General features: G+C 64.5%; 23 protein-coding genes and 6 tRNA genes. 13 read left to right on the top strand and 16 right to left on the bottom strand.

The annotated features are described in order from the left end of the window. Window position 1: 1 nt before the first annotated feature. Genes panC through pcnB form a run of 4 tightly spaced genes read right to left on the bottom strand, consistent with a single transcriptional unit; the run spans window position 2 to window position 3,607 of the window. Complete coding sequence (panC, locus tag ABB25_RS04160; protein ID WP_057664094.1) at window positions 2-847, bottom strand: pantoate--beta-alanine ligase; 846 nt, start codon at window positions 845-847, stop codon at window positions 2-4. Then, a complete protein-coding gene (gene panB, locus ABB25_RS04155; protein ID WP_057664091.1) occupies window positions 844-1,659 on the bottom strand; it encodes a 3-methyl-2-oxobutanoate hydroxymethyltransferase in 816 nt (271 codons plus the stop codon). Before panB ends, panC begins: the two co-directional genes overlap by 4 nt. A 32-nt stretch (window positions 1,660-1,691) precedes the next feature. Further along, window positions 1,692-2,180 (bottom strand): 2-amino-4-hydroxy-6-hydroxymethyldihydropteridine diphosphokinase, encoded by a 489-nt coding sequence (gene folK, locus ABB25_RS04150; RefSeq protein ID WP_211259285.1) that lies wholly within the window; start codon window positions 2,178-2,180, stop codon window positions 1,692-1,694. Window positions 2,181-2,185: 5 nt separating this feature from the next. After that, complete coding sequence (gene pcnB / locus ABB25_RS04145) at window positions 2,186-3,607, bottom strand: polynucleotide adenylyltransferase PcnB (protein WP_057664083.1); 1,422 nt, start codon at window positions 3,605-3,607, stop codon at window positions 2,186-2,188. 20 nt (window positions 3,608-3,627) lie between these two features. Between pcnB and ABB25_RS04140 the strand changes: the two genes are divergently transcribed. Together ABB25_RS04140 and fdxA are read left to right on the top strand one after the other, a co-directional pair. Further along, window positions 3,628-3,702: transfer RNA gene (locus ABB25_RS04140), tRNA-Glu, on the top strand. A 111-nt stretch (window positions 3,703-3,813) separates the two neighbouring features. Further along, window positions 3,814-4,137, top strand: coding sequence for a ferredoxin FdxA (gene fdxA, locus ABB25_RS04135; RefSeq protein WP_057664080.1), 324 nt, complete (start codon window positions 3,814-3,816; stop codon window positions 4,135-4,137). 57 nt (window positions 4,138-4,194) lie between these two features. Here fdxA and ABB25_RS04130 read toward each other — a convergent pair whose 3' ends face one another. Then, window positions 4,195-4,683 carry a hypothetical protein gene (locus tag ABB25_RS04130; RefSeq protein ID WP_057664077.1) on the bottom strand — a complete coding sequence of 163 codons (489 nt, stop codon included), beginning with the start codon at window positions 4,681-4,683 and terminating at the stop codon, window positions 4,195-4,197. A gap of 269 nt (window positions 4,684-4,952) precedes the next feature. Between ABB25_RS04130 and ABB25_RS04125 the strand changes: the two genes are divergently transcribed. The 11 genes from ABB25_RS04125 to ABB25_RS04075 all read left to right on the top strand — a co-directional run bounded on the left by ABB25_RS04125 (window position 4,953) and on the right by ABB25_RS04075 (window position 10,817). Continuing rightward, window positions 4,953-5,516: a glycine cleavage system transcriptional repressor gene (locus ABB25_RS04125; RefSeq protein ID WP_057664074.1), complete on the top strand. Its 564-nt coding sequence runs from the start codon at window positions 4,953-4,955 to the stop codon at window positions 5,514-5,516. Between the two features lie 56 nt (window positions 5,517-5,572). Further along, window positions 5,573-6,049 carry a peroxiredoxin gene (locus ABB25_RS04120; protein WP_057664070.1) on the top strand — a complete coding sequence of 159 codons (477 nt, stop codon included), beginning with the start codon at window positions 5,573-5,575 and terminating at the stop codon, window positions 6,047-6,049. 51 nt (window positions 6,050-6,100) lie between these two features. Next, the gene (locus ABB25_RS04115; protein ID WP_057664066.1) at window positions 6,101-7,501 is read left to right on the top strand and encodes a PhoH family protein; all 1,401 of its coding nucleotides are present in this window, start codon (window positions 6,101-6,103) and stop codon (window positions 7,499-7,501) included. Beyond that, window positions 7,501-7,974: a hypothetical protein gene (locus ABB25_RS04110; protein WP_057664063.1), complete on the top strand. Its 474-nt coding sequence runs from the start codon at window positions 7,501-7,503 to the stop codon at window positions 7,972-7,974. Before ABB25_RS04115 ends, ABB25_RS04110 begins: the two co-directional genes overlap by 1 nt. 5 nt (window positions 7,975-7,979) lie before the next feature. After that, window positions 7,980-8,648 carry a YoaK family protein gene (locus tag ABB25_RS04105; protein ID WP_057664059.1) on the top strand — a complete coding sequence of 223 codons (669 nt, stop codon included), beginning with the start codon at window positions 7,980-7,982 and terminating at the stop codon, window positions 8,646-8,648. A gap of 32 nt (window positions 8,649-8,680) precedes the next feature. Next, window positions 8,681-9,484, top strand: a complete 804-nt coding sequence (thiD, locus tag ABB25_RS04100; RefSeq protein ID WP_057664057.1) for a bifunctional hydroxymethylpyrimidine kinase/phosphomethylpyrimidine kinase — start codon at window positions 8,681-8,683, stop codon at window positions 9,482-9,484. After that, window positions 9,481-10,299, top strand: a complete 819-nt coding sequence (locus ABB25_RS04095) for an alpha/beta hydrolase family protein (protein WP_057664054.1) — start codon at window positions 9,481-9,483, stop codon at window positions 10,297-10,299. The genes thiD and ABB25_RS04095 overlap by 4 nt, the downstream gene beginning before the upstream one ends. Window positions 10,300-10,374: 75 nt before the next feature. Beyond that, window positions 10,375-10,451: transfer RNA gene (locus ABB25_RS04090), tRNA-Arg, on the top strand. Window positions 10,452-10,505: 54 nt separating this feature from the next. Further along, a tRNA-Arg gene (locus ABB25_RS04085) sits at window positions 10,506-10,582 on the top strand. A 52-nt stretch (window positions 10,583-10,634) separates the two neighbouring features. After that, window positions 10,635-10,711 (top strand) — tRNA-Arg (locus ABB25_RS04080). A 29-nt stretch (window positions 10,712-10,740) separates the two neighbouring features. Continuing rightward, a tRNA-Arg gene (locus ABB25_RS04075) sits at window positions 10,741-10,817 on the top strand. A gap of 290 nt (window positions 10,818-11,107) precedes the next feature. Here ABB25_RS04075 and ABB25_RS04070 read toward each other — a convergent pair. The 11 genes from ABB25_RS04070 to miaA all read right to left on the bottom strand — a co-directional run bounded on the left by ABB25_RS04070 (window position 11,108) and on the right by miaA (window position 22,243). Further along, a tRNA-Ser gene (locus ABB25_RS04070) sits at window positions 11,108-11,200 on the bottom strand. 73 nt (window positions 11,201-11,273) lie between these two features. Beyond that, window positions 11,274-11,474, bottom strand: a complete 201-nt coding sequence (gene csrA, locus ABB25_RS04065; RefSeq protein ID WP_057664052.1) for a carbon storage regulator CsrA — start codon at window positions 11,472-11,474, stop codon at window positions 11,274-11,276. 139 nt (window positions 11,475-11,613) lie between these two features. Next, window positions 11,614-14,268 carry an alanine--tRNA ligase gene (gene alaS / locus ABB25_RS04060; RefSeq protein WP_057664049.1) on the bottom strand — a complete coding sequence of 885 codons (2,655 nt, stop codon included), beginning with the start codon at window positions 14,266-14,268 and terminating at the stop codon, window positions 11,614-11,616. Window positions 14,269-14,351: 83 nt separating this feature from the next. Further along, entirely contained in the window at window positions 14,352-14,864 is a 513-nt protein-coding gene (recX, locus tag ABB25_RS04055) for a recombination regulator RecX (RefSeq protein WP_425477294.1), read from the bottom strand. A 93-nt stretch (window positions 14,865-14,957) separates the two neighbouring features. Further along, the gene (gene recA / locus ABB25_RS04050) at window positions 14,958-15,980 is read right to left on the bottom strand and encodes a recombinase RecA (protein WP_057664047.1); all 1,023 of its coding nucleotides are present in this window, start codon (window positions 15,978-15,980) and stop codon (window positions 14,958-14,960) included. A gap of 172 nt (window positions 15,981-16,152) precedes the next feature. Further along, window positions 16,153-16,803, bottom strand: coding sequence for a transcriptional repressor LexA (gene lexA / locus ABB25_RS04045; RefSeq protein ID WP_057664045.1), 651 nt, complete (start codon window positions 16,801-16,803; stop codon window positions 16,153-16,155). 57 nt (window positions 16,804-16,860) lie between these two features. Continuing rightward, the gene (locus tag ABB25_RS04040) at window positions 16,861-18,537 is read right to left on the bottom strand and encodes an ABC1 kinase family protein (protein WP_057664477.1); all 1,677 of its coding nucleotides are present in this window, start codon (window positions 18,535-18,537) and stop codon (window positions 16,861-16,863) included. 17 nt (window positions 18,538-18,554) lie between these two features. Then, the gene (locus ABB25_RS04035; RefSeq protein ID WP_425477293.1) at window positions 18,555-19,052 is read right to left on the bottom strand and encodes a CinA family protein; all 498 of its coding nucleotides are present in this window, start codon (window positions 19,050-19,052) and stop codon (window positions 18,555-18,557) included. A 515-nt stretch (window positions 19,053-19,567) separates the two neighbouring features. Further along, complete coding sequence (gene hflX / locus ABB25_RS04030) at window positions 19,568-20,878, bottom strand: ribosome rescue GTPase HflX (RefSeq protein ID WP_057664043.1); 1,311 nt, start codon at window positions 20,876-20,878, stop codon at window positions 19,568-19,570. Window positions 20,879-20,899: 21 nt separating this feature from the next. Then, window positions 20,900-21,181, bottom strand: a complete 282-nt coding sequence (gene hfq, locus ABB25_RS04025; RefSeq protein ID WP_057664041.1) for an RNA chaperone Hfq — start codon at window positions 21,179-21,181, stop codon at window positions 20,900-20,902. A gap of 78 nt (window positions 21,182-21,259) precedes the next feature. After that, complete coding sequence (gene miaA / locus ABB25_RS04020; RefSeq protein ID WP_057664038.1) at window positions 21,260-22,243, bottom strand: tRNA (adenosine(37)-N6)-dimethylallyltransferase MiaA; 984 nt, start codon at window positions 22,241-22,243, stop codon at window positions 21,260-21,262. Window positions 22,244-22,248: the final 5 nt, after the last annotated feature.

Genomic DNA, 22,248 nt, shown 5'->3' with positions numbered 1-22,248 from the left:
TTCAGAACTCGATGTTGTCGATCAGCCGGGTAGTGCCGATACGGGCAGCCAGCAACGCGACCCGCTCGCCGGGCTGGCCATCGACCGGCTCGGCCAGGTCACGCTGGCGGACCACGGCGTAATCGACCACGAAACCGGCCTGGGCCAGCGCCTGGGTGGCAGATTGCTCCACCAGTTGCCGTGGCAGGCCGGCGGCACAGGCCGCACGCATCTCACGCAGCACCCGGTGCAGCTGCGGCGCAACGGCACGCTCTGTTTCATTCAGGTACTGGTTGCGTGAACTCCGCGCCAGACCATCAGGCTCGCGCACGATCTCGGCACCAATGATGTCCACCGGGAACTGCAGTTCATCCACCAGTTGACGGATCACCGCCAGCTGCTGGTAATCCTTCTTGCCGAACAACGCCACATCCGGCGTCACCTGGTTGAACAGGCGACTGACCACAGTGCACACCCCATCAAAATGGCCAGGACGCCGCTCCCCTTCCAGGACGGCGGCGACGTTGCCGTTCACCGAAACGGTGGTGGTGTGCGCCAGGCCAAGCGGGTACATCTCATCGACGCCGGGCATCCAGGCCAGGTCGCAGCCAGCCGCTTCCAGCCCGGCAGCATCGGCCTCGGGCGTGCGCGGGTAACGGTCGAAGTCCTCGTTCGGGCCGAACTGGGTCGGGTTGACAAAGACACTGGCCACGACCTTGTCGGCATGCCGGCGGGCCTGGCGGACCAGGCTGAAATGGCCTTCGTGCAGGTTGCCCATGGTGGGCACCAGGGCGACCTTGAGCCCGGCCTTCTTCCAGCTGCGCACCAGCGCGCGCAGCCGTTTGAGTTGGGTGACAGTCTCGATCATGAGGCGTAGGCGTGCTCGGCGTCGGGGAAGGAACCATCGCGCACGGCGGCCACGTAGGCCTGCACCGCGGCGGCAACGCTGCCGCCTTCGGCCAGGAAATCCTTGACGAACTTCGGCCGGCGATGGCCGCTGTCCAGGCCCAGCATGTCGTGCAGCACCAGCACCTGGCCATCGCACTGGCCGCCGGCACCGATACCGATGGTGGGAATGGGCGACTCGGCGGTGATCTGCGCGCCCAGCGGCGAGGGCATGCACTCCAGCACCAGCAGGCTGGCGCCGGCCTCGGCAACCTGGCGCGCCTGCTGCAGTACAAGCTGACCGGCATCGCCACGCCCCTGAACGCGAAAGCCCCCCAGGGTCAGTACCGACTGCGGGGTCAACCCAAGATGCGCACACACCGGAATGTCGCGCTCAACCAGGAAGCGGATGATGTCCAGCTTGAACCCGGCCCCTTCCAGCTTGACCATCTGCGCGCCGGCCTTGAGCAGCTGCAGCGACGCCTCCAGGGCGCGCTCGGCAGTGGCATCGGCACCGAAGGGCAGGTCGGCCACCAGCAGCGCACGCCGGAGCACCCGTGCCACGCAGGAAGTGTGGTAGACCATGTCGGCCACAGTCACCGGCAAGGTGGAATCGTGGCCCTGCACCACCATGCCCAACGAATCGCCGATCAGGATCAGGTCAACGCCATTGGCATCCAGGGTACGGGCAAAGCCGGCGTCGTAACAGGTCAGCATGGCCAGCTTGCGCCCTTCAGCGCGCGCCTGCGCCAGACCCGGAACGGTCAGCGGCTTGCTATCAGCATATGTGCTCATGTGGGGAGTAAGCAGTGGCAACAAGGGGAGCATTATCCCCCTATCGGCACCACTTGGCTTGTATCCATGCCGACCAGCAGCTCCGCAACCGTGCCATGGCCGGCAATCCCGGCCTGTGGCGCAATATCGGCCAGCGGTACCAGCACGAAAGCCCGCGCATGCATCCAACGGTGGGGTACCTGCAACTGCGGCAGGTCGATGACCTGCTGGCCGTACAGCAACAGGTCCAGATCCAGGGTGCGTGGCCCCCAATGCCCCCCGGGAAGCCGCTGGCGGCCATGCGCCAACTCCAGCGCCTGCAATTTTTCCAGCAGCGCCAGGGGTGTCAGCCCGGTAACGAAGCACGCGCAGGCATTGATGAAGTCAGGCTGGTCCTGACGCCCCCAGGGCGCGCTGCGGTACAGCGGCGAGGCCCGCAGCCGGGAGATCTCCGGATCGGCGGCCAGGCAGGCCAGCGCCTGGCCGACCGTGGCCTGTGCATCGCCCAGATTGGCACCCAGGCCGATGCACGCCTCTACCACAGCAGTCATTCGGCCGCGGCCGGATCCGCACTCCCGGCCGGGCTGCCACGGCGACGGCGTGGCGCGCGCCGCGCCCCCTCGGCCGTCACGGGCAGATCACCGCGACTGCCGGCCGAAGACTCCAGGGAAGCCTCCAACTCGCGACCGCTCTGCTCACGTGCCTGCTGCCAGAACACCACATCCTGGCCGTGCTCACCCGACGCAGCCTGCCGCAACAGCAGAAAATCAAAGGCGGCACGGAAACGCGGGTGCGACAGGGTGCGGAAAACCCGCCGTTTCTGCCGGCTGGCAAAACGCATCTGCATCAGCCAGATCTCCTGCATCGGCAGGGAGAAGCGGCGCGGCAGGGCAATCCGTTCGAGCTGGTCGGCGGTGGCCACATCGGCGGCCAGGCGCACCGCCTCCTCGGCCGGCATGCCCTGCTTCTGCAAGCGCGCCATTGCCCGGCAATACGCAGGCCACAGCAGCAGCGCAAACAGGAAGGCCGGCGATACCGGCTCACCGGCAGCGACCCGCGTATCGGTATTGGCCAGGCCCTCGACAATCACCCGGCGCAACGCACCACTGCGGTTGGTGCGCAGGGCCGCAGCACTTTCCGGGAACAACTCGGCAAACAGGCCGTGCTGCTCCAAGCCTTCGAAACTGGCCACCGCATGGCCGGAGAGGAACAGCTTGAGCATCTCCTCGAACAGCCGCGCCGGGGCGGCATCACCGAGCAGGTGGGCCAACTGCGGAATCGGCGCAGCGGTTGCCGGCTCGATGGTGAAACCCAGCTTGGCTGCCAGGCGCACGGCACGCAGCATGCGCACCGGGTCTTCGCGGTAGCGCTGTTCAGGCTCGCCGATCAGACGCATGATCCCGGCCTGCACATCCTCAAAACCACCGGTGTAGTCGCGTACGGAGAAATCCTCGATCGCGTAGTACAGCGCGTTGCAGGTGAAATCACGACGAATGGCATCGTCTTCGATGCTGCCGTAGACGTTGTCGCGCACCAGCATGCCATTTTCGACTTCACGGTCGCCGGTACCGTCATCGGTATTGGCACGGAAGGTGGCCACTTCGATGATCTCGCGGCCAAACACAACGTGCGCCAGACGGAAGCGCCGGCCGATCAGCCGGCAATTGCGGAACAGGTTCTTGATCTGCTCGGGCGTGGCATCGGTGGCGACATCAAAATCTTTGGGATTGCCAGCGACCAGCAGGTCGCGCACGGCGCCACCGACCAGATAGGCACCAAACCCGGCCTCACGCAGGCGATACAGCACGCGCAGCGCATTGGGACTGATGTCCTTGCGCGAGATCGTGTGCTGATCACGAGGGATGACTCGCAGTGTGAATGGAGGGGTAACTTGCGGGTTGATGACGGCGGTTCCAATGTGAAAACAAGGATTGCCCTGAACACAGGACCTGCCTATACTACCGCTCATCGCACGACGCGACCAACAGCGCTCCCTTCGTCTAGTGGTTAGGACGTGGCCCTCTCAAGGCTAAAACAGGGGTTCGAGTCCCCTAGGGAGCACCAGCGTCGCCGCTAAAGAAAGCCCCGCCACGCGGGGTTTTTCTGTTTCAGCCCCACCTTGCCACCTCCGATGCGCGCACTACAATCGGCGCCTCGACCTGCAGGACACCTGCCATGCCTTTTGTCGTTACCGAAAACTGCATCAAGTGCAAACATACCGATTGCGTGGAAGTCTGCCCGGTGGATTGCTTCCATGAAGGCCCGAACTTTCTGGTCATTGATCCGGACGAATGCATTGACTGCACATTGTGCGAGCCGGAATGCCCGGTCGGCGCCATTTTCCCTGAAGATGATGTCCCGGCGGGCCAGGAAGGCTTTGTCGCACTGAATGCCGAGCTGTCACGCAGCTGGCCGGTACTGACCGTACGCAAGGACCCACCGGAAGATGCCGGGCAATGGGACGGCGTCCCCGACAAGCTCCAGTATCTGGAGCGCTGACACACAAAAAGGGCGCCACTGGCGCCCTTTTTGATTGGCGATCAGGCCACAACCGGCTCAGCCTTCCAGGCCGGCCTTCAGTTGCGCCATTACTGCCGTGGCAGCCTCACCAGTGGCCGGCAAACCACGCGGATCCACCGCCGAGACATAGGCCCCGGCATCCACCGACACGATCCGCACCAGGAAGTTGCTGCCCTGGTAGGCCACATCATAGGAGCCGAGCAATTGCGCGCGGCTGGCAATCTGCAGCCCGTCAATGCTTTCCAGTACCTGGCCGACGCGCTGGTACACCGCATCACGCTCACCGGCAATGGTGAAACCATTGGCCGCGGGGCGCGGGGCCGTTGCACTGACCGCGGCACCGGACGTGGAACCCTCCGCTTCGGCCACCACCAGCGCCGGCGGGATTTCCAGCGGCCGCTGATCGGCCGGCAACGCGAAATCACCGCGCGCACCCTTGCCAAAACAACCGGTTGCCGTCATCACCACCATGCCCGCCAACGCCGCCGCCTGCCAGGCGCGGCCATCAACCACCCAATGACGCATCGATTCTTTCTCCCGCTAACAGCCGTCCAAGCGGCCGGATCATGCCTGTGCGCCAGCCTGTCGGCCGTGCTCCGTGGCAAAGCATGCCTGATCCGCGCCGCGCTCGATACCCACCGGCGTCGATCCAGGCCAAATTTGCCCCCCCCAGCCGAAGGCCGCCGCCGGTCCGGACACGTTACTTGCGGCCCTAAAGCAGCGACAATATGCTCCTTCGTGGCGGACACCGTCCTGATGACGGCGTCCCGATCCCCCTGCTTGCCGGAACCGCCTTGACTGACACCGATACCCGGCCCTCACCGGCCGAAAACCACCTCCTGATCACTGCCTACTCCACCCACCCGGAGTCGCCCCTGCTCAGTGTGACCCGACGCATCTCCGACAGCGGTTGCAACCTGGCCGACATCCGCCTGGCTACCGTCGGCCGCGATGTCTCGCTCACCGCACTGGTAACCGGTTCATGGGACGCGGTGGCCAAGCTGGAGGCCATGCTTGGCCGCCTGGAGCGCGAGGAAAGCGGGATGCGTGTGAGCTGGTACCGCACCCAGGCCAAACCGCAGCAATCCAACCTGCTGCCCTACATCGTTGAAGTGATTGCCGCCGACAAGCCGGGCATCCTGTTCCAGCTGGCCGATTTTTTCGACCGCCAGGGCATCACCATCGAAAGCCTGCAAAGCACGCGTTATCGCGCCATGCAGACCGGCGCGGAGATGTTCAGTGCACAGATCACCATCGGTGTGCCGGCCGATTCGCACATCGCCGCGCTGCGCGATGACTTCCTGGAGTTCTGCGACCACCTGAACCTGGACGCGATCATGGACCCGATGAAGTTCTGATCCCCCGCGGCGCCGACCCGGCGCCGCACCTGTATCCCATCATCAACGAGGACAGCATGGACAACGGACAGTTGCTGGACGCCGCCACCCTGGATCTCCCCCTGGCCCTGTCCGGGGGCACACACAGCAGCCTGCGCGAGCAGCTGGGGCATTGGCTGGTGATCTATTTCTATCCCAAGGACAGCACCCCGGGCTGCACCACCGAGGGGCTGGAGTTCAACGCCCTGCTGCCCCGCTTCGCCGCAGCCGACGCCCGGGTGTTTGGTGTATCGCGTGATTCGGTACGCGCCCACGACAACTTCTGCGCCAAGCAGGGTTTCAACTTCCCGTTGATCAGCGATGCCGATGAAGCGCTGTGCCAGGCCTTTGATGTCATCAAGATGAAAAACATGTACGGCAAACAGGTGCGTGGCATCGAACGCAGCACGTTCTTGATCAGCCCCGATGGCCACATTGCGGCCAGCTGGCGTAAGGTCAAGGTTGCCGGCCATGCCCAGGCCGTACTGGAGACCCTGCTGGCAACACGCGGCTGATCCGGCCGGCGCCTCCCCGCCACGGCACCCCACTTCCCACAGGAATCCGCGATGACCTCAGGCAAGCGTATCTATGTTCTGGATACCAACGTGCTGATGCACGACCCCACTGCCCTGTTCAAGTTCGAGGAGCACGACATCTACCTGCCGATGCAGGTGATCGAGGAGCTGGACCATGGCAAGAAGGGGACCAGCGAGGCCAGCCGCAATGCGCGCCAGGTCAGCCGCTTCCTGAATGAGCTGGTCGAGGGCTCGGGCCTGTCGGACCTGTCCGGCGGCATTGCCCTGCAGGCGCCCGGCAGCATCAACCTGCGTGGACATGAAAGCGCCGGCCGCCTGCGCTTCCAGACCGGCGACTTCGATGCCGGCAAACGCTTTGCCGCACATGTGCCTGACAACGCCATCCTCGGCGCGATCCTGGCGCTGCAGGAACAGTCCGGCGACACCCCGGTGGTGTTTGTCTCCAAGGACATCAACCTGCGGATCAAGGCTGCCATTGCTGGCATCGTCTCGGAGGATTACGAGAACGACCGCGCGCTGGATGACTTCAGCCTGCTCTACACCGGCGCCACCGAGCTGGATGAGGATTTCTGGTCGCGGCATGGCGCCGACCTGCGCAGCTGGTCCGACCACGGCCGCACCCGCTATGAAATCACCGCCTTACCCGAGGAGAGCTGGTATCCCAACCAGTTCCTGCACCAGGTCGGCGATGAGGATGCCGAGCTACGCGTGGACGCCATCGACGACAGCGGCCGGGTCCGGCTGTCGCTGCTGGACGACTACCGCCACGACGGCCACGCCGTCTGGGGTATCGCTGCGCGCAACCGCGAACAGAATTTCGCTCTGAATGCGCTGATGGACCCGGAAATTGATTTTGTCACCCTGCTCGGTACCGCCGGTACCGGCAAGACCCTGCTGGCACTGGCCGCAGGCCTGGCGCAGACGCTGGATACCCAGCGCTACCGCGAGATCATCATGACCCGCGCCACGGTCAGTGTCGGCGAGGACATCGGTTTCCTGCCGGGCACCGAGGAAGAAAAAATGACGCCGTGGATGGGCGCACTGACCGACAACCTGGAAGTGCTCACCCGCAACCAGAGTGGTGGCAGCTGGGGCCGCGCGGCGACCAATGACCTGCTGGCCAGCCGGATCAAGATCCGTTCGCTGAACTTCATGCGCGGGCGCACCTTCCTGTCGCGCTATGTGATCCTGGACGAGGCGCAGAACCTGACGCCCAAGCAGATGAAGACCCTGATAACCCGCGCTGGCCCGGGGACCAAAATCGTCTGCCTGGGCAATGTCGAGCAGATCGACACCCCCTATCTGACCGAAACCACCTCCGGCCTGACCTACGCGGTGGACCGCTTCAAACCGTGGCCGCACAGCGCCCATGTCACCCTGCGCCGCGGCGAGCGTTCGCGGCTGGCTGATTTTGCTTCGGAGGTTCTGTGATGCCTACCGCTACCGCACGCCCCTGGCTGCCGGCCTTGATCGCAACCAGCCTGGTCCTGTCCGCCTGCAGCAACCTTGCCACGCCCCGACAGGTGCCTACCGCGCAGCGCCCGGGACAGAGCTGGGTAGTGACCCGGCCACTGGTCGCCGCCGAGCTGGTGCGCGCCTGCCCCGGCGGCCTGGAGGTGGAAATCACCGATTTCTGGGCACCGTCACGCAGCGATATCGACCAGCTCGAAGCCCGGCTGCCCCAGTTGCAAAGCCGCCTGCCCGAGGCACTCACTGGCGATCGCCAGTATGTCGGCATCATCAGCCGTGGCCAGCGCCAGATCTATGTCCGCGGCTTTCCTGCCACCGACAACGCCGGCTACGATCCCACCCGCGCCATCGTCGTCGCCTGCGATATCGGCTGGCATGCCCTGTATGACCCGCAAAGCGGACAGTTCATCCAGGCAGTGCCGGCACAACCCTGACCCACGTGAAGACGGCACAATTACCTCGCTGGGTCTGGCTGGGAGCCGTCAGCCTGTCTGCAGTGGCCGGCATGGTCAACGTGGTCGGTTTTCTTGGCTTTGAACACCAAGGCCTGGGCCACCTCACCGGCACCACCAGCCAGCTGGGCATTGCGCTGACTCAAGGCGACTGGCGCAGCATCGGCCATCTCTGGGGCCTGCTGCTGGCTTTCTGCGCCGGAGCGACCCTGAGTGGATTGATCATCCAGAACCAGCAGCTGCGCATGGGCCGTCGTTATGGGCTGATGCTGATCATCGAGTGCGCGTTGCTGCTGCTGGCCGTACCGCTGTTTGCCCGTCAGCATATCGGCGGGGCATGGATCGCAGCGGCGGCCTGCGGCATCCAGAACGCCCTGGCAACCACCTTTTCCGGGGCAATCATCCGCACCACCCACCTGACCGGCATGTTCACCGATCTGGGAATCGGTCTGGGCCACCTGTTGCGTGGCCTGCCGCTGGCCATGCATCGGTTGACCCTCAGCGGCCTGATCATCAGCGGTTTTCTGGCCGGATCCATGGCCGGGGCGCTGCTGTTTTCTGCCTACACCTACCAGGCACTGTATGCCCCGGCACTGCTGACCGGCCTGGCCGGCGCCAGCTACATGCTCTACGCCCTGCTGTGGCGCAGCCTCTAGCCAGCGCGGAAAAACCGGGCACAATCGTGGCCATGAACATGTCCACTACTTATTCGGCACTGACCATTGCCGGCTCGGACTCCGGCGGCGGCGCGGGCATCCAGGCCGACCTCAAGGCGTTTGCTGCCCATCGCGTGCACGGGCTTTCCGCCATCGCCGCCCTGACCGCACAGAACACCCGCGGCGTCAGCGCCGTACATGTACCGCCGGTGGGTTTCCTGCGCGCGCAGATCGATGCCTGCTTCGATGATTTCACTATCGGCGCCGTCAAACTGGGCATGCTGGCCAACGCCGAGGTCATCCATGCCGTGGCCGATGCACTGGAAACGTACCGGCCGGCATTTGTGGTGCTCGATCCGGTCATGATCGCCACCAGCGGTGCCCGCCTGCTTGAAGACAGTGCATTGAGCGCACTGCGCGAACGACTGATCCCGCTGGCCACGCTGATCACACCGAACATCCCCGAGGCAGAATTCCTGCTGGGCCAGCCGATCAGCGATGCAGCCAGCGCTGACGCTGCACTGGAACAACTGCGCCAACTGGGTGCACAGGCGGTACTGCTCAAGGGCGGACACCTGCTTGAAGGCAACGAGGTTGTGGACCGCTTCAGCGATGGGCAGACAGTGGCCCGCTTCACCCACCCGCGCCTGCCATTGGAAGCACACGGCACCGGCTGCACGCTGGCCTCGGCGATCACCGCCCTGCTGTGCCGGCAGCAGCCTCTGGCCACCGCCTGCGAAGGCGCCATCGGCTATGTGGCCCGCGGCCTGCAATGGGGCTATCAGCCGGGCAAAAGCAGCGTCCGCATACTGGATCATATCGGCGCCGCACGATGACCCCTGCGCTCACGCTGCAGGTCACTGCCAGTGATGGGCATCGCTTTGAATTGCTGCATGTCGCCGCGGCGACAGCCTCGCCGCGCCACCTGTTGTGGCTGCCCGCACTGGGAGTCAGTGCACGCCACTACCTGCCCCTTGCCCATGCCCTGGCCCAACGCGGCTGCAGCGTGACCCTGCACGAATGGCGCGGCCATGGCAGCAGCAAGCTGCGCGCCAGCCGCCGCCAGGACTGGGGATTTGCCCAGTTGCTGGCCACCGACCTTCCTGCCGCAGTGGCCTGCCTGAACGCTCATGGGATGCCTGTCGATACATTGGGCGGACACAGCCTGGGCGGCCAGCTCAGCTGCTGTTTTGCCAGCCATATTCCCGGGCTGCAGCGGCTGTGGCTGGTCGCCGCCGGCTCACCACACTGGGCAAGCTTTCCGCCACCCCACCGCTACTGGCTGCCACTGGCATACACCCTGCTTCCGGGCATGGCCCTGCTGCTGGGCCACCTGCCGGGCAGACGGCTGGGCTTTGGCGGCCGGGAAGCCCGTCGGCTTGTTGCAGACTGGGCCCGGGTGGGACGCAGCGGGCGCTATCGGATACCTGCACAGGTGCAGCAGGACATGGCCGGCCTTGATCTCGGCTGCATTGCGGTATGCCTTGAGGACGACTGGATGGCACCAGCATCCTCACTGGAAGCATTGCGCGCCAGGATACCCGGCTGCCGTCACCAAACGGCCATGCTCACTGCCGCGCAGCTGGGGGTAGCGGCCAATCATTTTGCCTGGATCCGTCACCCCGCTGCGATTGCCGAGGCACTGCTGTGAATGGCCCTTTGAAATTTTCACAAAACCATTGACGCATTGGCTGTCTCAGCGCATAATCTCGCTCCTGACATCGATGCGCCCGTAGCTCAGCTGGATAGAGTACCTGGCTACGAACCAGGCGGTCGGGAGTTCGAATCTCTCCGGGCGCACCACGCTGTCAGTTGCATGTTGAATCCTGCAATGCTTGTTGTTTTTGTGTCGTACATGCGCCCGTAGCTCAGCTGGATAGAGTACCTGGCTACGAACCAGGCGGTCGGGAGTTCGAATCTCTCCGGGCGCACCACACACGAAAAAAACAAACTTGCAAGTTTAATTGCAAAATTCAAGTTGCCAATGCGCCCGTAGCTCAGCTGGATAGAGTACCTGGCTACGAACCAGGCGGTCGGGAGTTCGAATCTCTCCGGGCGCACCAACTTGAATCACCCTTTCGAGGGTAAATCTGCGCCCGTAGCTCAGCTGGATAGAGTACCTGGCTACGAACCAGGCGGTCGGGAGTTCGAATCTCTCCGGGCGCACCAGATTAAAAAAACCACGACTTCGGTCGTGGTTTTTTATTGCCGCATCTACAGCATCCTGGTCACGTTGAAATACAACAACAATACCCACTCCACCGAGCTCGGCCAGCAGGAAACAGCGGCGCACAACAACCGGGGGAGAGCCAGCCCAACCCGCCAGCATGGAGATGCCATCAGGCCACCCCACTCAGTACATGGGTGAAAAATACCCTGCCGGATCAGGAGCGGCGTTCAGGAGCGGCGTTACTGCCGGACATAAAAAAACACCTGCCATTGGCAGGTGTTTTCAAAACTGGCGGAGTGAGAGGGATTCGAACCCTCGATAGAGCTTTTGACCCTATACTCCCTTAGCAGGGGAGCCCCTTCGGCCACTCGGGCATCACTCCGGGTTTCTTGCTTGCGGTCATCACCGAAACAGTGAGGTAATTTTACCTGTGCCGGCAGAATCCGTAAAGCCTTTTATTCGTTATTTTCTTCTCTTTCTGCAGCCGGCTCGTCACCGCGCTGTATCCGCTGATAGATCTCTTCGCGGTGCACTGCCACATCCTTCGGGGCAGTGATCCCGATACGGACTTGATTACCCTTGACCCCGAGCACGGTCACACTGACGGCATCACCGATCATCAAGGTTTCGCCTACGCGGCGGGTGAGGATCAACATGGTTTTAATCTCCTAGGTACCGACGAATAACTTCCGCCGGCAGTGCGCCCGCGATCCGGGCGCCTTTCCCATCGGGAAGGAATGTGGCGAATCTTAACGTTTGCCGTCCATGCACTTCAAGCCAGATAAAATGCATGGTTCAGCCCAATTGCACTTCCACCCAGTTGGGCACAGCAGCCAGAGCCGCAACCAGTGCCGGAGAGTCGTCACCACCACCCTGGGCCATGTCCGCCCTGCCACCACCCTTGCCATTGACCTGGGCAGCAACGTGCGCGATCAAGGCCCCTGCCTTGACCTTGCCCAGAGCCACCCCGGACACACCCGCCACCAGCGCAGCCTTGCCCTCTGAAACACCGGCCAGCAGGATCACCGCATCACCCAGCTGCTGCTTCAGCCGGTCCATCGCGTCGCGCAGGGCCTTGGCATCGAAGCCTTCCAGGCGCACCGCCAGGACCTTGAGGCCTGCCACCTCGACTGCCTGGCTGCCGAGATCGGCCGTGGCACCGGCCGCGGCCTTGGCCTTGAGCTGCTCCAGCTCACGCTCCAGTTGCTTGCTGCGCGCGGCCAGCGCACGCACCTTTTCCACCAGTTCTGCCGACTGGCCACCAACGATGGCGGCCACTTCGGCCAGACGGGCCTCCTCGGCAGCGATCACGTCCAGCGCGCCCTGTCCGGTCACCGCCTCGATGCGGCGCACGCCGGCCGAGACCCCACCTTCGGTGGTGATCTTGAACAGGCCGATGTCACCGGTACGGCTGACATGGGTACCGCCACACAGCTCGGTGGAGTAGTCGCCCATCTTCAGCACGCGCACGTTTTCGCCGTACTTTTCGCCGAACAGCGCCATCGCACCGAAATCCAGCGCCTCCTGCATGCCCATGTGGTGCACTTCGGCCGCATTGTTGGCACGGATCTGCTCGTTGACCTTGCGTTCGATGACGGCCAGCTCGTCGGCAGTGATCGGCTGGAAGTGCGAGAAGTCAAAGCGCAGGCGGTCCGGGGCGACCAGCGAGCCTTTCTGCTGGACGTGGGTGCCCAGCACCTCGCGCAGTGCGGCGTGCAGCAGATGGGTGGCCGAATGGTTGAGGATGGTCGCTCCACGACGGGCCGCATCGATCCCACCGGACAGGCTGTCGCCCACCTTCAGCGTCCCCTGCTCCAGGGTGCCGACATGGCCGTGGAACTGGCCGGCGAACTTCTGGGTGTCGCTGACGTTGAACAGCACACCGGCAGCACTCAGCGCACCGGTATCACCGACCTGGCCACCGGATTCGGCGTAGAACGGGGTAGCGGCAGTAAAGACGATGGCAGCATCACCAGCGGCAATGACATCCACCGGACGGCCATCCTTGAGGATGGCCACCACGGCCAGGCTGTCGGCGGTGTGCGCCTCGTAGCCCAGGAACCGGGTCGGCTGCAGCTGGGCCACCAGCTCGGCCGGCAGGCTGACGCCACCACCGAACTTGCCGGCCGCGCGTGCGGTCTCGCGCTGCTGTTCCATCGCCACCTCGAAGCCGGCCATGTCCACCGACAGGCCACGCTCGCGCGCAATGTCAGCGGTCAGGTCAACCGGGAAGCCATAGGTATCGTACAGGCGGAAGGCGTCCACACCGGCGATGGTGGTGGTAGCGCCGAGTCCGGCAACAATCTCGTCGAAGATCTTCATCCCCGAATCAAGGGTCTCGGCAAAGCGCTCTTCCTCGGCCTGCAAGGCCTTCTCGACCATTGCCTGGGCAGCGGTCAGTTCCGGATAGGCCTGACCCATCTGCGCCACCAGGGTCGGCACCAGCTTGTGGAAGAACCCACCGCGGACACCCAGCATCCAGCCATGGCGCAGTGCGCGGCGGATGATCCGGCGCAGCACGTAGCCGCGACCCTCGTTGGAGGGCAGCACGCCGTCGACAATCAGGAAGGAACAGGCGCGGATGTGGTCGGCGATCACGCGCAGCGACTTGTTTTCCAGGTCCTGGGTACCGGTCAGCTCGGCCGCCTTGGCAATCAGTGCCTGGAACAGGTCGATCTCGTAATTGGTGTGCACATGCTGCAGGATCGCGGCAATGCGCTCCAGGCCCATGCCGGTATCCACGCACGGTGCCGGCAGCGGCTGCAGCGAGCCGTCGGGCTGGCGGTCGAACTGCATGAACACGTTGTTCCAGATCTCGATGTAGCGGTCGCCATCCTCGTCCGGCGAGCCCGGCGGGCCACCGGCGATGTGGGCGCCATGGTCATAGAAGATCTCGGTGCACGGGCCACAGGGGCCGGTATCGGCCATCTGCCAGAAGTTGTCCGAGGCATACGGGGCGCCCTTGTTGTCGCCGATGCGCACAATGCGTTCCGGCGGCAAGCCGATCATCGTGTGCCACAGGTCGTAGGACTCATCATCGGTGTGGTAGACGGTGACCAGCAGGCGTTCCGGGTCCAGGCCCCAGACCTTGGTCAGCAGTTCCCACGACCAGGCAATGGCTTCCTTCTTGAAATAATCGCCGAAGGACCAGTTGCCCAGCATTTCAAAGAAGGTGTGGTGGCGGGCGGTGTAACCCACCGAGTCCAGGTCGTTGTGCTTGCCACCGGCACGCAGGCAGCGCTGGACGTCGGCCGCGCGCACATAGCTGCGCTTTTCCGCGCCCAGGAATACGTCCTTGAACTGGACCATGCCCGAGTTGGTGAACAGCAGGGTCGGGTCATTACCCGGCACCAGCGGTGCCGACGGCACGATGGTGTGCCCCTTGGACTGGAAGAAATTGAGGAAATCGCTGCGGATTTTCGCGGTGGAGATTTTGGTGGTGTTGGTCATGTGGGCTGGCGATCGCGGGCCGGCTGGGCAGGCCCGGTGATAGTGCCGGGCTTGCGTGGGGGAATTTTCAGTCCCGTAGGGTATCAGGCCTGATCGTCCCAGTCCTGCACCCGCCCCTGGACAAGGCGGCGGATGATCTCCATCGGAAATCCGCGCCGTGCCAACAGGTCCATGGCCTTGCGCTTTTGCACCATTTCCTCGACCCCATGCGGGAAACGACGCGCAAGCAGGTCGCACGCATTCTGCTGCCAGTCGCCCTCGTACTGCGTCATTGCCTCGGCCACCAGCTCGGCCGGCAAGCGATGGGTTCCCAGCTCGGCACGGATATGCAACGGGCCATAGCCGGCCGCCGCACGGTTGCGTACCAGCGAATGCGCAAAGCGCTGTTCATCCTGCCAACCGGCCTGACTCAGCTTGTCCACTGCCGCCTGGGCATCCTCGCGCTCGACCCCGCGTACCGCCAGTTTCCGGGTCAATTCCAGCCGCGAATGTTCACGCCGTACCAACAGGCCCAAGGCACGCTGGACGGGTGTCTGCTCCACCCGGCGGGCACGGCGCTTTGGCGCGGTGCCCTGATCATCATCATCCATCACCATCTTCCATTGCCTGCCCGGCCAGGGACAGGCTGAAAGGGGGCCGCCGGGTGCTTTGCGTCACTGACAGCGCGCCACACCCGGCGGCCACAACCGTTACTCGTCGCCTTCTTCGCGGCTGGCTTCAGCCGGCTGGTACTTCTCGCGCAGCTGGGCCTCCAGACGCGCGGCCAACTCCGGGTGCTCGCGCAGGTAACCACGTGCATTGTCCTTGCCCTGGCCAATGCGCTCGTCGCCATAGCTGTACCAGGCACCGGCTTTTTCAACCAGCTTGGCGTCCACCCCCATGTCGATCAGCTCGCCCTCACGGGAAATGCCCTCGCCGTACAGGATTTCGGTGACCACCTGCTTGAACGGTGGGGCCAGCTTGTTCTTGATGACCTTGATCCGGGTCTGGTTGCCGATGATTTCATCGCCCTTCTTGATCGCACCGATACGACGGATGTCCAGGCGTACCGAAGCGTAGAACTTGAGCGCATTGCCGCCGGTAGTGGTTTCCGGGCTCTGTCCGGGCATCATCACGCCGATCTTCATGCGCAGCTGGTTGATGAACACCACCAGCGTGTTGGAGCGCTTGATGTTGCCGGTGAGCTTGCGCAGCGCCTGGCTCATCAGGCGGGCCTGCAGACCCGGCAGCTGGTCGCCCATCTCGCCTTCGATTTCTGCCTTCGGGGTCAGCGCGGCGACCGAGTCGATCACCACGATGTCCACCGAACCGGAGCGCACCAGCATGTCGGCGATCTCCAGGGCCTGTTCACCGGTATCGGGCTGGGACAGCAGCAGATCATCGACATTGACGCCCAGCTTGGCGGCATAGATCGGATCCAGGGCATGCTCGGCATCGATGAAGGCGGCGGTGCCGCCCAGCTTCTGGCATTCGGCAATCGCCTGCAGGGTCAGGGTGGTCTTGCCAGAGGATTCCGGGCCATAGATTTCCACCACCCGGCCCCTGGGCAGGCCGCCAATACCCAGCGCGATATCCAGCATCAACGAGCCGGTAGGCACCACCTCGACCTGCTCCACCACGCGGTCGCCCATGCGCATCACCGAGCCCTTGCCGAATTGCTTTTCAATTTGACCCAGAGCCGCAGCCAGTGCGCGCTTTTTGTTCTCATCCATCGTGGTGTTCCTCAAGTCAGTGAGTGTTGCTTGCCGGCCACTGTAGTGGGCGTTGATCGCACAGGCTGAGACGCCAGCAAGCGGGTATCAGGGTGATTGTCGCCCGCCGTGCCCGGCAATGGCCAAGCCATGCATGCGGGAGTCAGGATTGGACGCACTGCGCTGCCGGGGTTCAGCGATTGGGCCGCAGCAGCCCGCAATACAGTCCTTCGATGGCGAAATCCTGTCCGGGCAGTACTTCGATCGGGGAGTAGTCCGGGTTACGCGGCAACAGGCGGATGCGATCCTTGCCCATCTTGAGCAGCTTGACGGTTATTTCCTCATCGATACGCGCCACCACGATCTGACCGGAGCGCGCATCGCGGGTACGGTGCACGCCGATCAGGTCGCCATCGAAGATGCCTTCATCGATCATCGAATCGCCCTGCACCTTGAGCAGATAGTCCGGTGCCGGCGAAAAAAACACCTTGTCCAGCACCACGTAATCATCGCTGGGCAGGTCGGCCCCGATCGGCAACCCGGCGGCCACCCGCCCCAGGATCGGCAGCCGCAGCAGCTGCTCCTGTCCGCCCGGCGGCACGGCACTGTCTCCTGCCCCGGCACTGGCCCCAGGTGCGGCCAGGATGCGGATACCGCGCATCTTGCCCGGCAGGCGTTCAATCGCCCCGGCCTGCTCCAGCGCCTCCAGGTGATATTGCGCCGCGCGCACGCTCTTGAAACCAAAGGCACGGGCGATTTCCGTCTGTGACGGCGGCAGGCCTTCACATTCGATACGTTGTGCGATCAGAGCCAGGATCGCCTGCTGGGTGTCGGTCAGGTCCATGGTTAGTAGTATTACTACCAACAGGCCGGCTGGCAAGTGGCCTTGTTGTGCAAAGTGCTAATGCCGGGCCGAACGCCAGATCGACAGCACGATCCACACCCCGCACAGCGCGGCGCCGACAAAACCGGCAACCCCCAGCGACAGCAGCCAGGCACTGGAATGCGCACCGACCGAGTGCATGACAATGGACGAGCCCACCACCAGCGCAGCGGTGATGACACCGACCACCAGGCGGTTGGCCGCCCGCTGTACCTGCTCGCCGAAACGATCCATCGCCCGGGTTTCAATCCGCAGCTGCAGCCGACCGCGGCGCACCGATTGCAGGATCTGGCGTGCATCTCGCGGAAAGCTGGTACCCAGATCCCACCAGTTGTCGGCATGCTCGCTGCCACGGCGCCACAACGCTTCAGGACGGTAACGCCGGCCGATGGCACGTTTCAGGAACGGCGTGGCCGCTGCGGTCATGTCGAAATCCGGATCCAGCTGCCGCCCTACCCCGTCCAGGGTAAGGAAGGTCTTGACCATCAAGGCCAGGTCCGGCGGCAGGGTCAGCCCGTAGTGGCGCAGCAGTACGGTCACATCGTTGAGCATGCTGCCCACACGCAGGTCTTTCAGCGCCAGACCACGGTAGTTGTCGACCAGGACCGCGATGTCCTGCAACAACGCCGGCTCGTCCACTTCCAGCCCGCCAGCCCATTCGAGCAGCACCTCGCTGACCTGTGCCGGCCGCTGCTGCGCCAATCCATGCAGCAACAGCGCCACTTCGCCGCGGCGCTGTTCGCTCAGGCGTCCGACCATGCCGAAATCGATCAGGGCAATCCGTCCGTCGCGCAGGAAGAACAGGTTGCCCTGATGCGGATCGGCATGGAAGAAACCGTCTTCCAGCACCATCTTCAGTACGATCCTGGCACCGGCCTGGGCCAGCTGGTGGCGGTCCAGACCGGCAGCTTCGAGGGCGAGGTAATCATTGCCGGCGATGCCATCAATGAACTCCTGAACCGCCAGCGAGGAACGCGTCCATTGCCAGTACACCTGCGGAATCTTCAGTTGCGGGTAGCCGGCAAAATTCTTCGCCATCCGCTCGGCGCTGCGGCACTCGGCGACAAAATCCAGTTCGCGGCGCAATGAAGTGGCAAATTGACTGACCACTTCGGGCAGGTGGAAACGGGCCAGGTCCGGCACCCGTGCCTCGACGATGTCCGCCAGCCGCGCAAGCAGCCGCAGATCGGCCTCGACCACCTCACCAATGCCGGGACGGCGCACCTTCAATACCACCGCGGTGCCGTCATGCAGCCAGCCACGGTGGGCCTGCGCCAGTGAGCCGGCCGCCAGCGGCCGCTGCTCCACCCACGCAAATGCCTCCTCCAGCGGATGCCCCAGCGCATGCACCAAGGGGCCTTCGATCTCGGCCCACGGCAGCGCCGGCACATTGCTTTGCAGACGCGAAAACTCGGCAATCCACTCCGGCGTAAACAGGTCCACACGCGTGGCCAGAACCTGGCCAAGCTTGATGAAGCTTGGCCCCAGCGCCTCCAGGGCCAGACGTACGCGCTGTGCGCTGGACAGGCGCGCATGCTGCTCGCTGCCGCGCAGGTGCAACAGCCTGCCCGCACGCTCCATCACGTCAGCCAGGCCGATCCGGCGGACCAGATCACCGAAGCCGTACTTGACCAGGACCGCCGCGATTTCCTGCAGCCGCCCCAGATCGCGCACCGTTCCCAGCGTGTCCCACATCGCCATCGGCCGACTCCTCAGTCCGGCTGCTGCAGGCCAGCCAGGGCGGCCGCCACGGTCTGCCGGCGTACCGCGTCGCGATCACCCGTGAACTGGAACACCTGGGCGCGGGCATAGCCACCGCGGCGCTTCCAGCCGATCCATACCGTGCCCACCGGCTTGTCCTCACTGCCGCCGCCCGGGCCGGCAATCCCGGTCACGGCCACGGCGATGCCGGCACCGGAGCGTGCCAACGCGCCACTGACCATTTCCAGCACGGTTTCGCGGCTTACCGCACCAAAGTGTTCCAGGGTCTGTGCGCGTACGCCCAGCAACGCCTGTTTGGCCTCGTAGCTGTAGACCACCATGCCGCAGTCAAACCACACCGAGCTGCCGGCAATGTCGGTGACCAGCTTGGCAATCCAGCCACCACTGCAGCTTTCGGCCGTGACCAGGCTCAGGTGCTGCTGCTGCAGGTAACGGCCCAGCGCCTGGGCCTGTGCCTGCAGGGTGTCATCATCGATTACCGCACTCATTACCATCGCCTGGCTGACAAGGAAGCTGCCCACCTTGTAACGCAAAATGCAGCGCACTGTCTTGTCTGCCTGGCGCAGCAGCACGCTGCCGATACGCCAGCCGGCCCCGCCTGCCGCATGGAGCGGACCGGATCAGCCGCCCGCACGGGCAGTGGGCCTGAGCAAGCCAGGCACGCATCAGGAACACCAAACAACCGGCAGCGCACGGCCTTCAGGCACAGGTCACGGCCGTGTGAGCGCCTTGCCCTGGCAGCCAACAGCACACCTGGACCGGATCGAGGGAAAGGATGACGCTGCAGGCCACTCAGGCACGCCATCGCGTCATCGCTGCTGTCTGACCCTGCGTCGGCTGACGGTGCAGGGCTGAAGGGCTGACAGGCGGTCGATGGAAGCCGCGCCGGCATCCATCGCGGTCAATGCCGGTTGCCGGGGCCAGGTGTGATGTAAAAAACAAAAACCGGACCGCTGAGTCGGTCCGGCCGTTTGCCATCTGCCGCCAAACGCGCTTCAGCAGCCTACCATTCCGGCTCGGGCTGCGGGATCAATGGCCTGAGCGGGCCACCATCGGCGCTGCCAGCCAGCTTTTCAGCCTCGCTGCGCGGCAGGTCGATCTCCAGTACCCAGCCCTCATCGGTGTATTGCTCATCGACAATGCCGCCCAGGGCATGCAGACGCGCATGCAGGCGACCGGCCGAGGGCGGCAGCACCACCTGCCCACGAATGCGGGTAAAACCCAGACGTGCACCCAGGGCTGCAGTGAGCAGATCCAGGCCGATGCCATCGCGGGCCGAAAGCCAGACCCGCTCACGCCGGGCAGGATCGGCAATACCATCCTGGGCATCATGACGCGGCTGTGCGCCGTCAATCCGGTCGATCTTGTTGTAGACCAGCAACTGCGGCAGCTCACCGGCACCGACCTCGGCCAGCACCTCGTCCACCTGGGCAATCCGCTCCTGCCGGTGGGGATCGGCCGCATCGACCACATGCAGCAGCAGGTCGGCCTCCCGCGCCTCGCTCAGGGTGGAACGGAACGCGGCCACCAGCTCGTGCGGCAGGTCACGCACGAAGCCCACGGTATCGGCCAGCACCACGTTGCCACCAGGAATGCCGACCCTCCGCACGGTCGGGTCCAGGGTCGCAAACAGCTGGTCGGCCGCATAGGCCTGGGCGCCGGCCAGGGCATTGAACAGGGTCGACTTGCCGGCATTGGTATAGCCGACCAGGGCCACGCGCGGCATTTCGCTGCGCACCCGGGCACGGCGCATCTGGGTGCGCTGCACCTCGACTTTTTCCAGCCGCTTCTGCAGCTGGTCCACCCGCTTCTGCAGCAGGCGACGGTCGGTTTCCAGCTGGGTTTCACCCGGCCCACGCAAACCGATCGAACCACCCCGCTGGCGCTCCAGGTGGGTCCAGCCGCGCACCAGCCGGGTGGCAATGTGCCGCAGCTGGGCCAGCTCCACCTGCAGCTTGCCTTCATGGCTGTGGGCACGCTGGGCAAAGATGTCCAGGATCAGGCCGGTGCGGTCAATCACCCGCCGCCCCAGTGCCCGCTCCAGGTTGCGCTCCTGCACCGGGCTCAGCGCATGGTTGACCAGGATCAGGTCGGCTTCGGTGGCGTCGGCAGCGGCGCGCACTTCTTCCAGCTTGCCACTGCCGATCAGGATCGACGGGTTGGGACGGTCAATCCGCGCGGTGATGGTGGCGGCGATGCTGGCCCCGGCAGAGCGGGCCAGATCGACAAATTCTTCCAGTACATCCTCTTCCAGCTTGCCGGCATGGGGTTGGATGAGCAGGGCGTGTTCGCCGCGTTTTGAACGATCAAACACTCAGGCTTACCTGCTTGGAACTCAAGACTGCGCCTCATCGGCGTGATTGGCGTCATCCCCATCGGCGGACTGCACATAGCCGCCGGACGGCCCGACGCGGACATTGCGCGCCGGCACCACGGTGGAAATGGCGTGCTTGTAGACCATCTGGCTGACGGTATTGCGCAGCAGCACCACGAATTGGTCAAACGATTCGATCGTCCCCTGCAGCTTGATGCCATTGACCAGATACACCGACACCGGCACGCGCTCGCGGCGCAGAGCGTTGAGGAAAGGATCCTGAAGCGACTGTCCCTTGGACATGGTTTCTCCCGTTATTGTTCTTATTGGAAAAGGGGGCTGACCGGCGCAGAACGCAGGGCCAGCACAACACGGGCCATGTTACACCGCTGTGCCGATACCCGCCTTGACTGCAGATCCGATAAAGCCTGCCACGGCCTGCTCCAGTTCAGCGGCCTGGCGATGTGGGTCAAACCAGCGCGCGTCCAGCTCACCACGCAGCCAGGTGAGCTGGCGCTTGGCCAATTGCCGGGTGGCGGCAATGCCGCGCTCGCGCAGCCCGGCCAGGTCGAATTCGCCATCCAGATGCTGCCAGGCCTGGCGGTAGCCCACGGCACGGATCGCCGGTAGCTCCAGCGGCGCCGGATGTGCTGCCAGCCCAGGCAGCGCGCGCAGACGACACACCTCCTCCAGCAGCCCACCGGCCAGCATCGCGTCGAAACGGCGGGCAATGCGCTCATGCAATACCGCCCGATCAGCCGGTGCCAGCACCAGCTTGAGCATCCGCACCGGCAACCGGCCCACCGGCGGCATGGCCTGCCAGTAGCTGATCGGCTTGCCGGTCAGACGATAGACCTCCAGTGCCCGCTGGGTGCGCTGCGGGTCGGTGGCATGGATGCGCGCGGCAGCCACCGGGTCAATGGCTGCCAGCTCTGCATGCAGGGCCGCCAGTCCACGCTCGGCCAGCTCGGCAGCGAGCTGCTCGCGCAGGGCCGGATCGGCGGCCGGCATCGGCGAGAGCCCCTGCAACAGGGACTGGAAGTACAGCCCGGTGCCACCGGCCAGGATCGGCAGCTTGCCACGGGCAAGGATGTCATCCACCGCTGCGCGGGCATCGGCGGCAAAGTCAGCGGCCGAATACGCATCCCAGGGGTCGCGCACATCGATCAGGTGATGGACCACGCCTGCGCGCTCAGCCAGGTCCGGCTTGGCCGCACCGATATCCAGCCCCCGATACACCAGGGCCGAATCCACGCTGACGATTTCGCCCCCCAGGGCCTTGGCCAGCGCAATCGCGGTGGCGGTCTTGCCCGAGGCGGTCGGGCCCATCAGGGCAATGCCCGATGGACGGGCATCTGCACCCATCACTA

Origin of the sequence: Stenotrophomonas koreensis (genome assembly GCF_001431525.1) — a bacterium.
Classification (GTDB): Bacteria; Pseudomonadota; Gammaproteobacteria; order Xanthomonadales; family Xanthomonadaceae; genus Stenotrophomonas; species Stenotrophomonas koreensis.
Note: the sequence above shows the minus strand (reverse complement) of the source record. Positions and strands in the feature narration are given on the sequence as shown.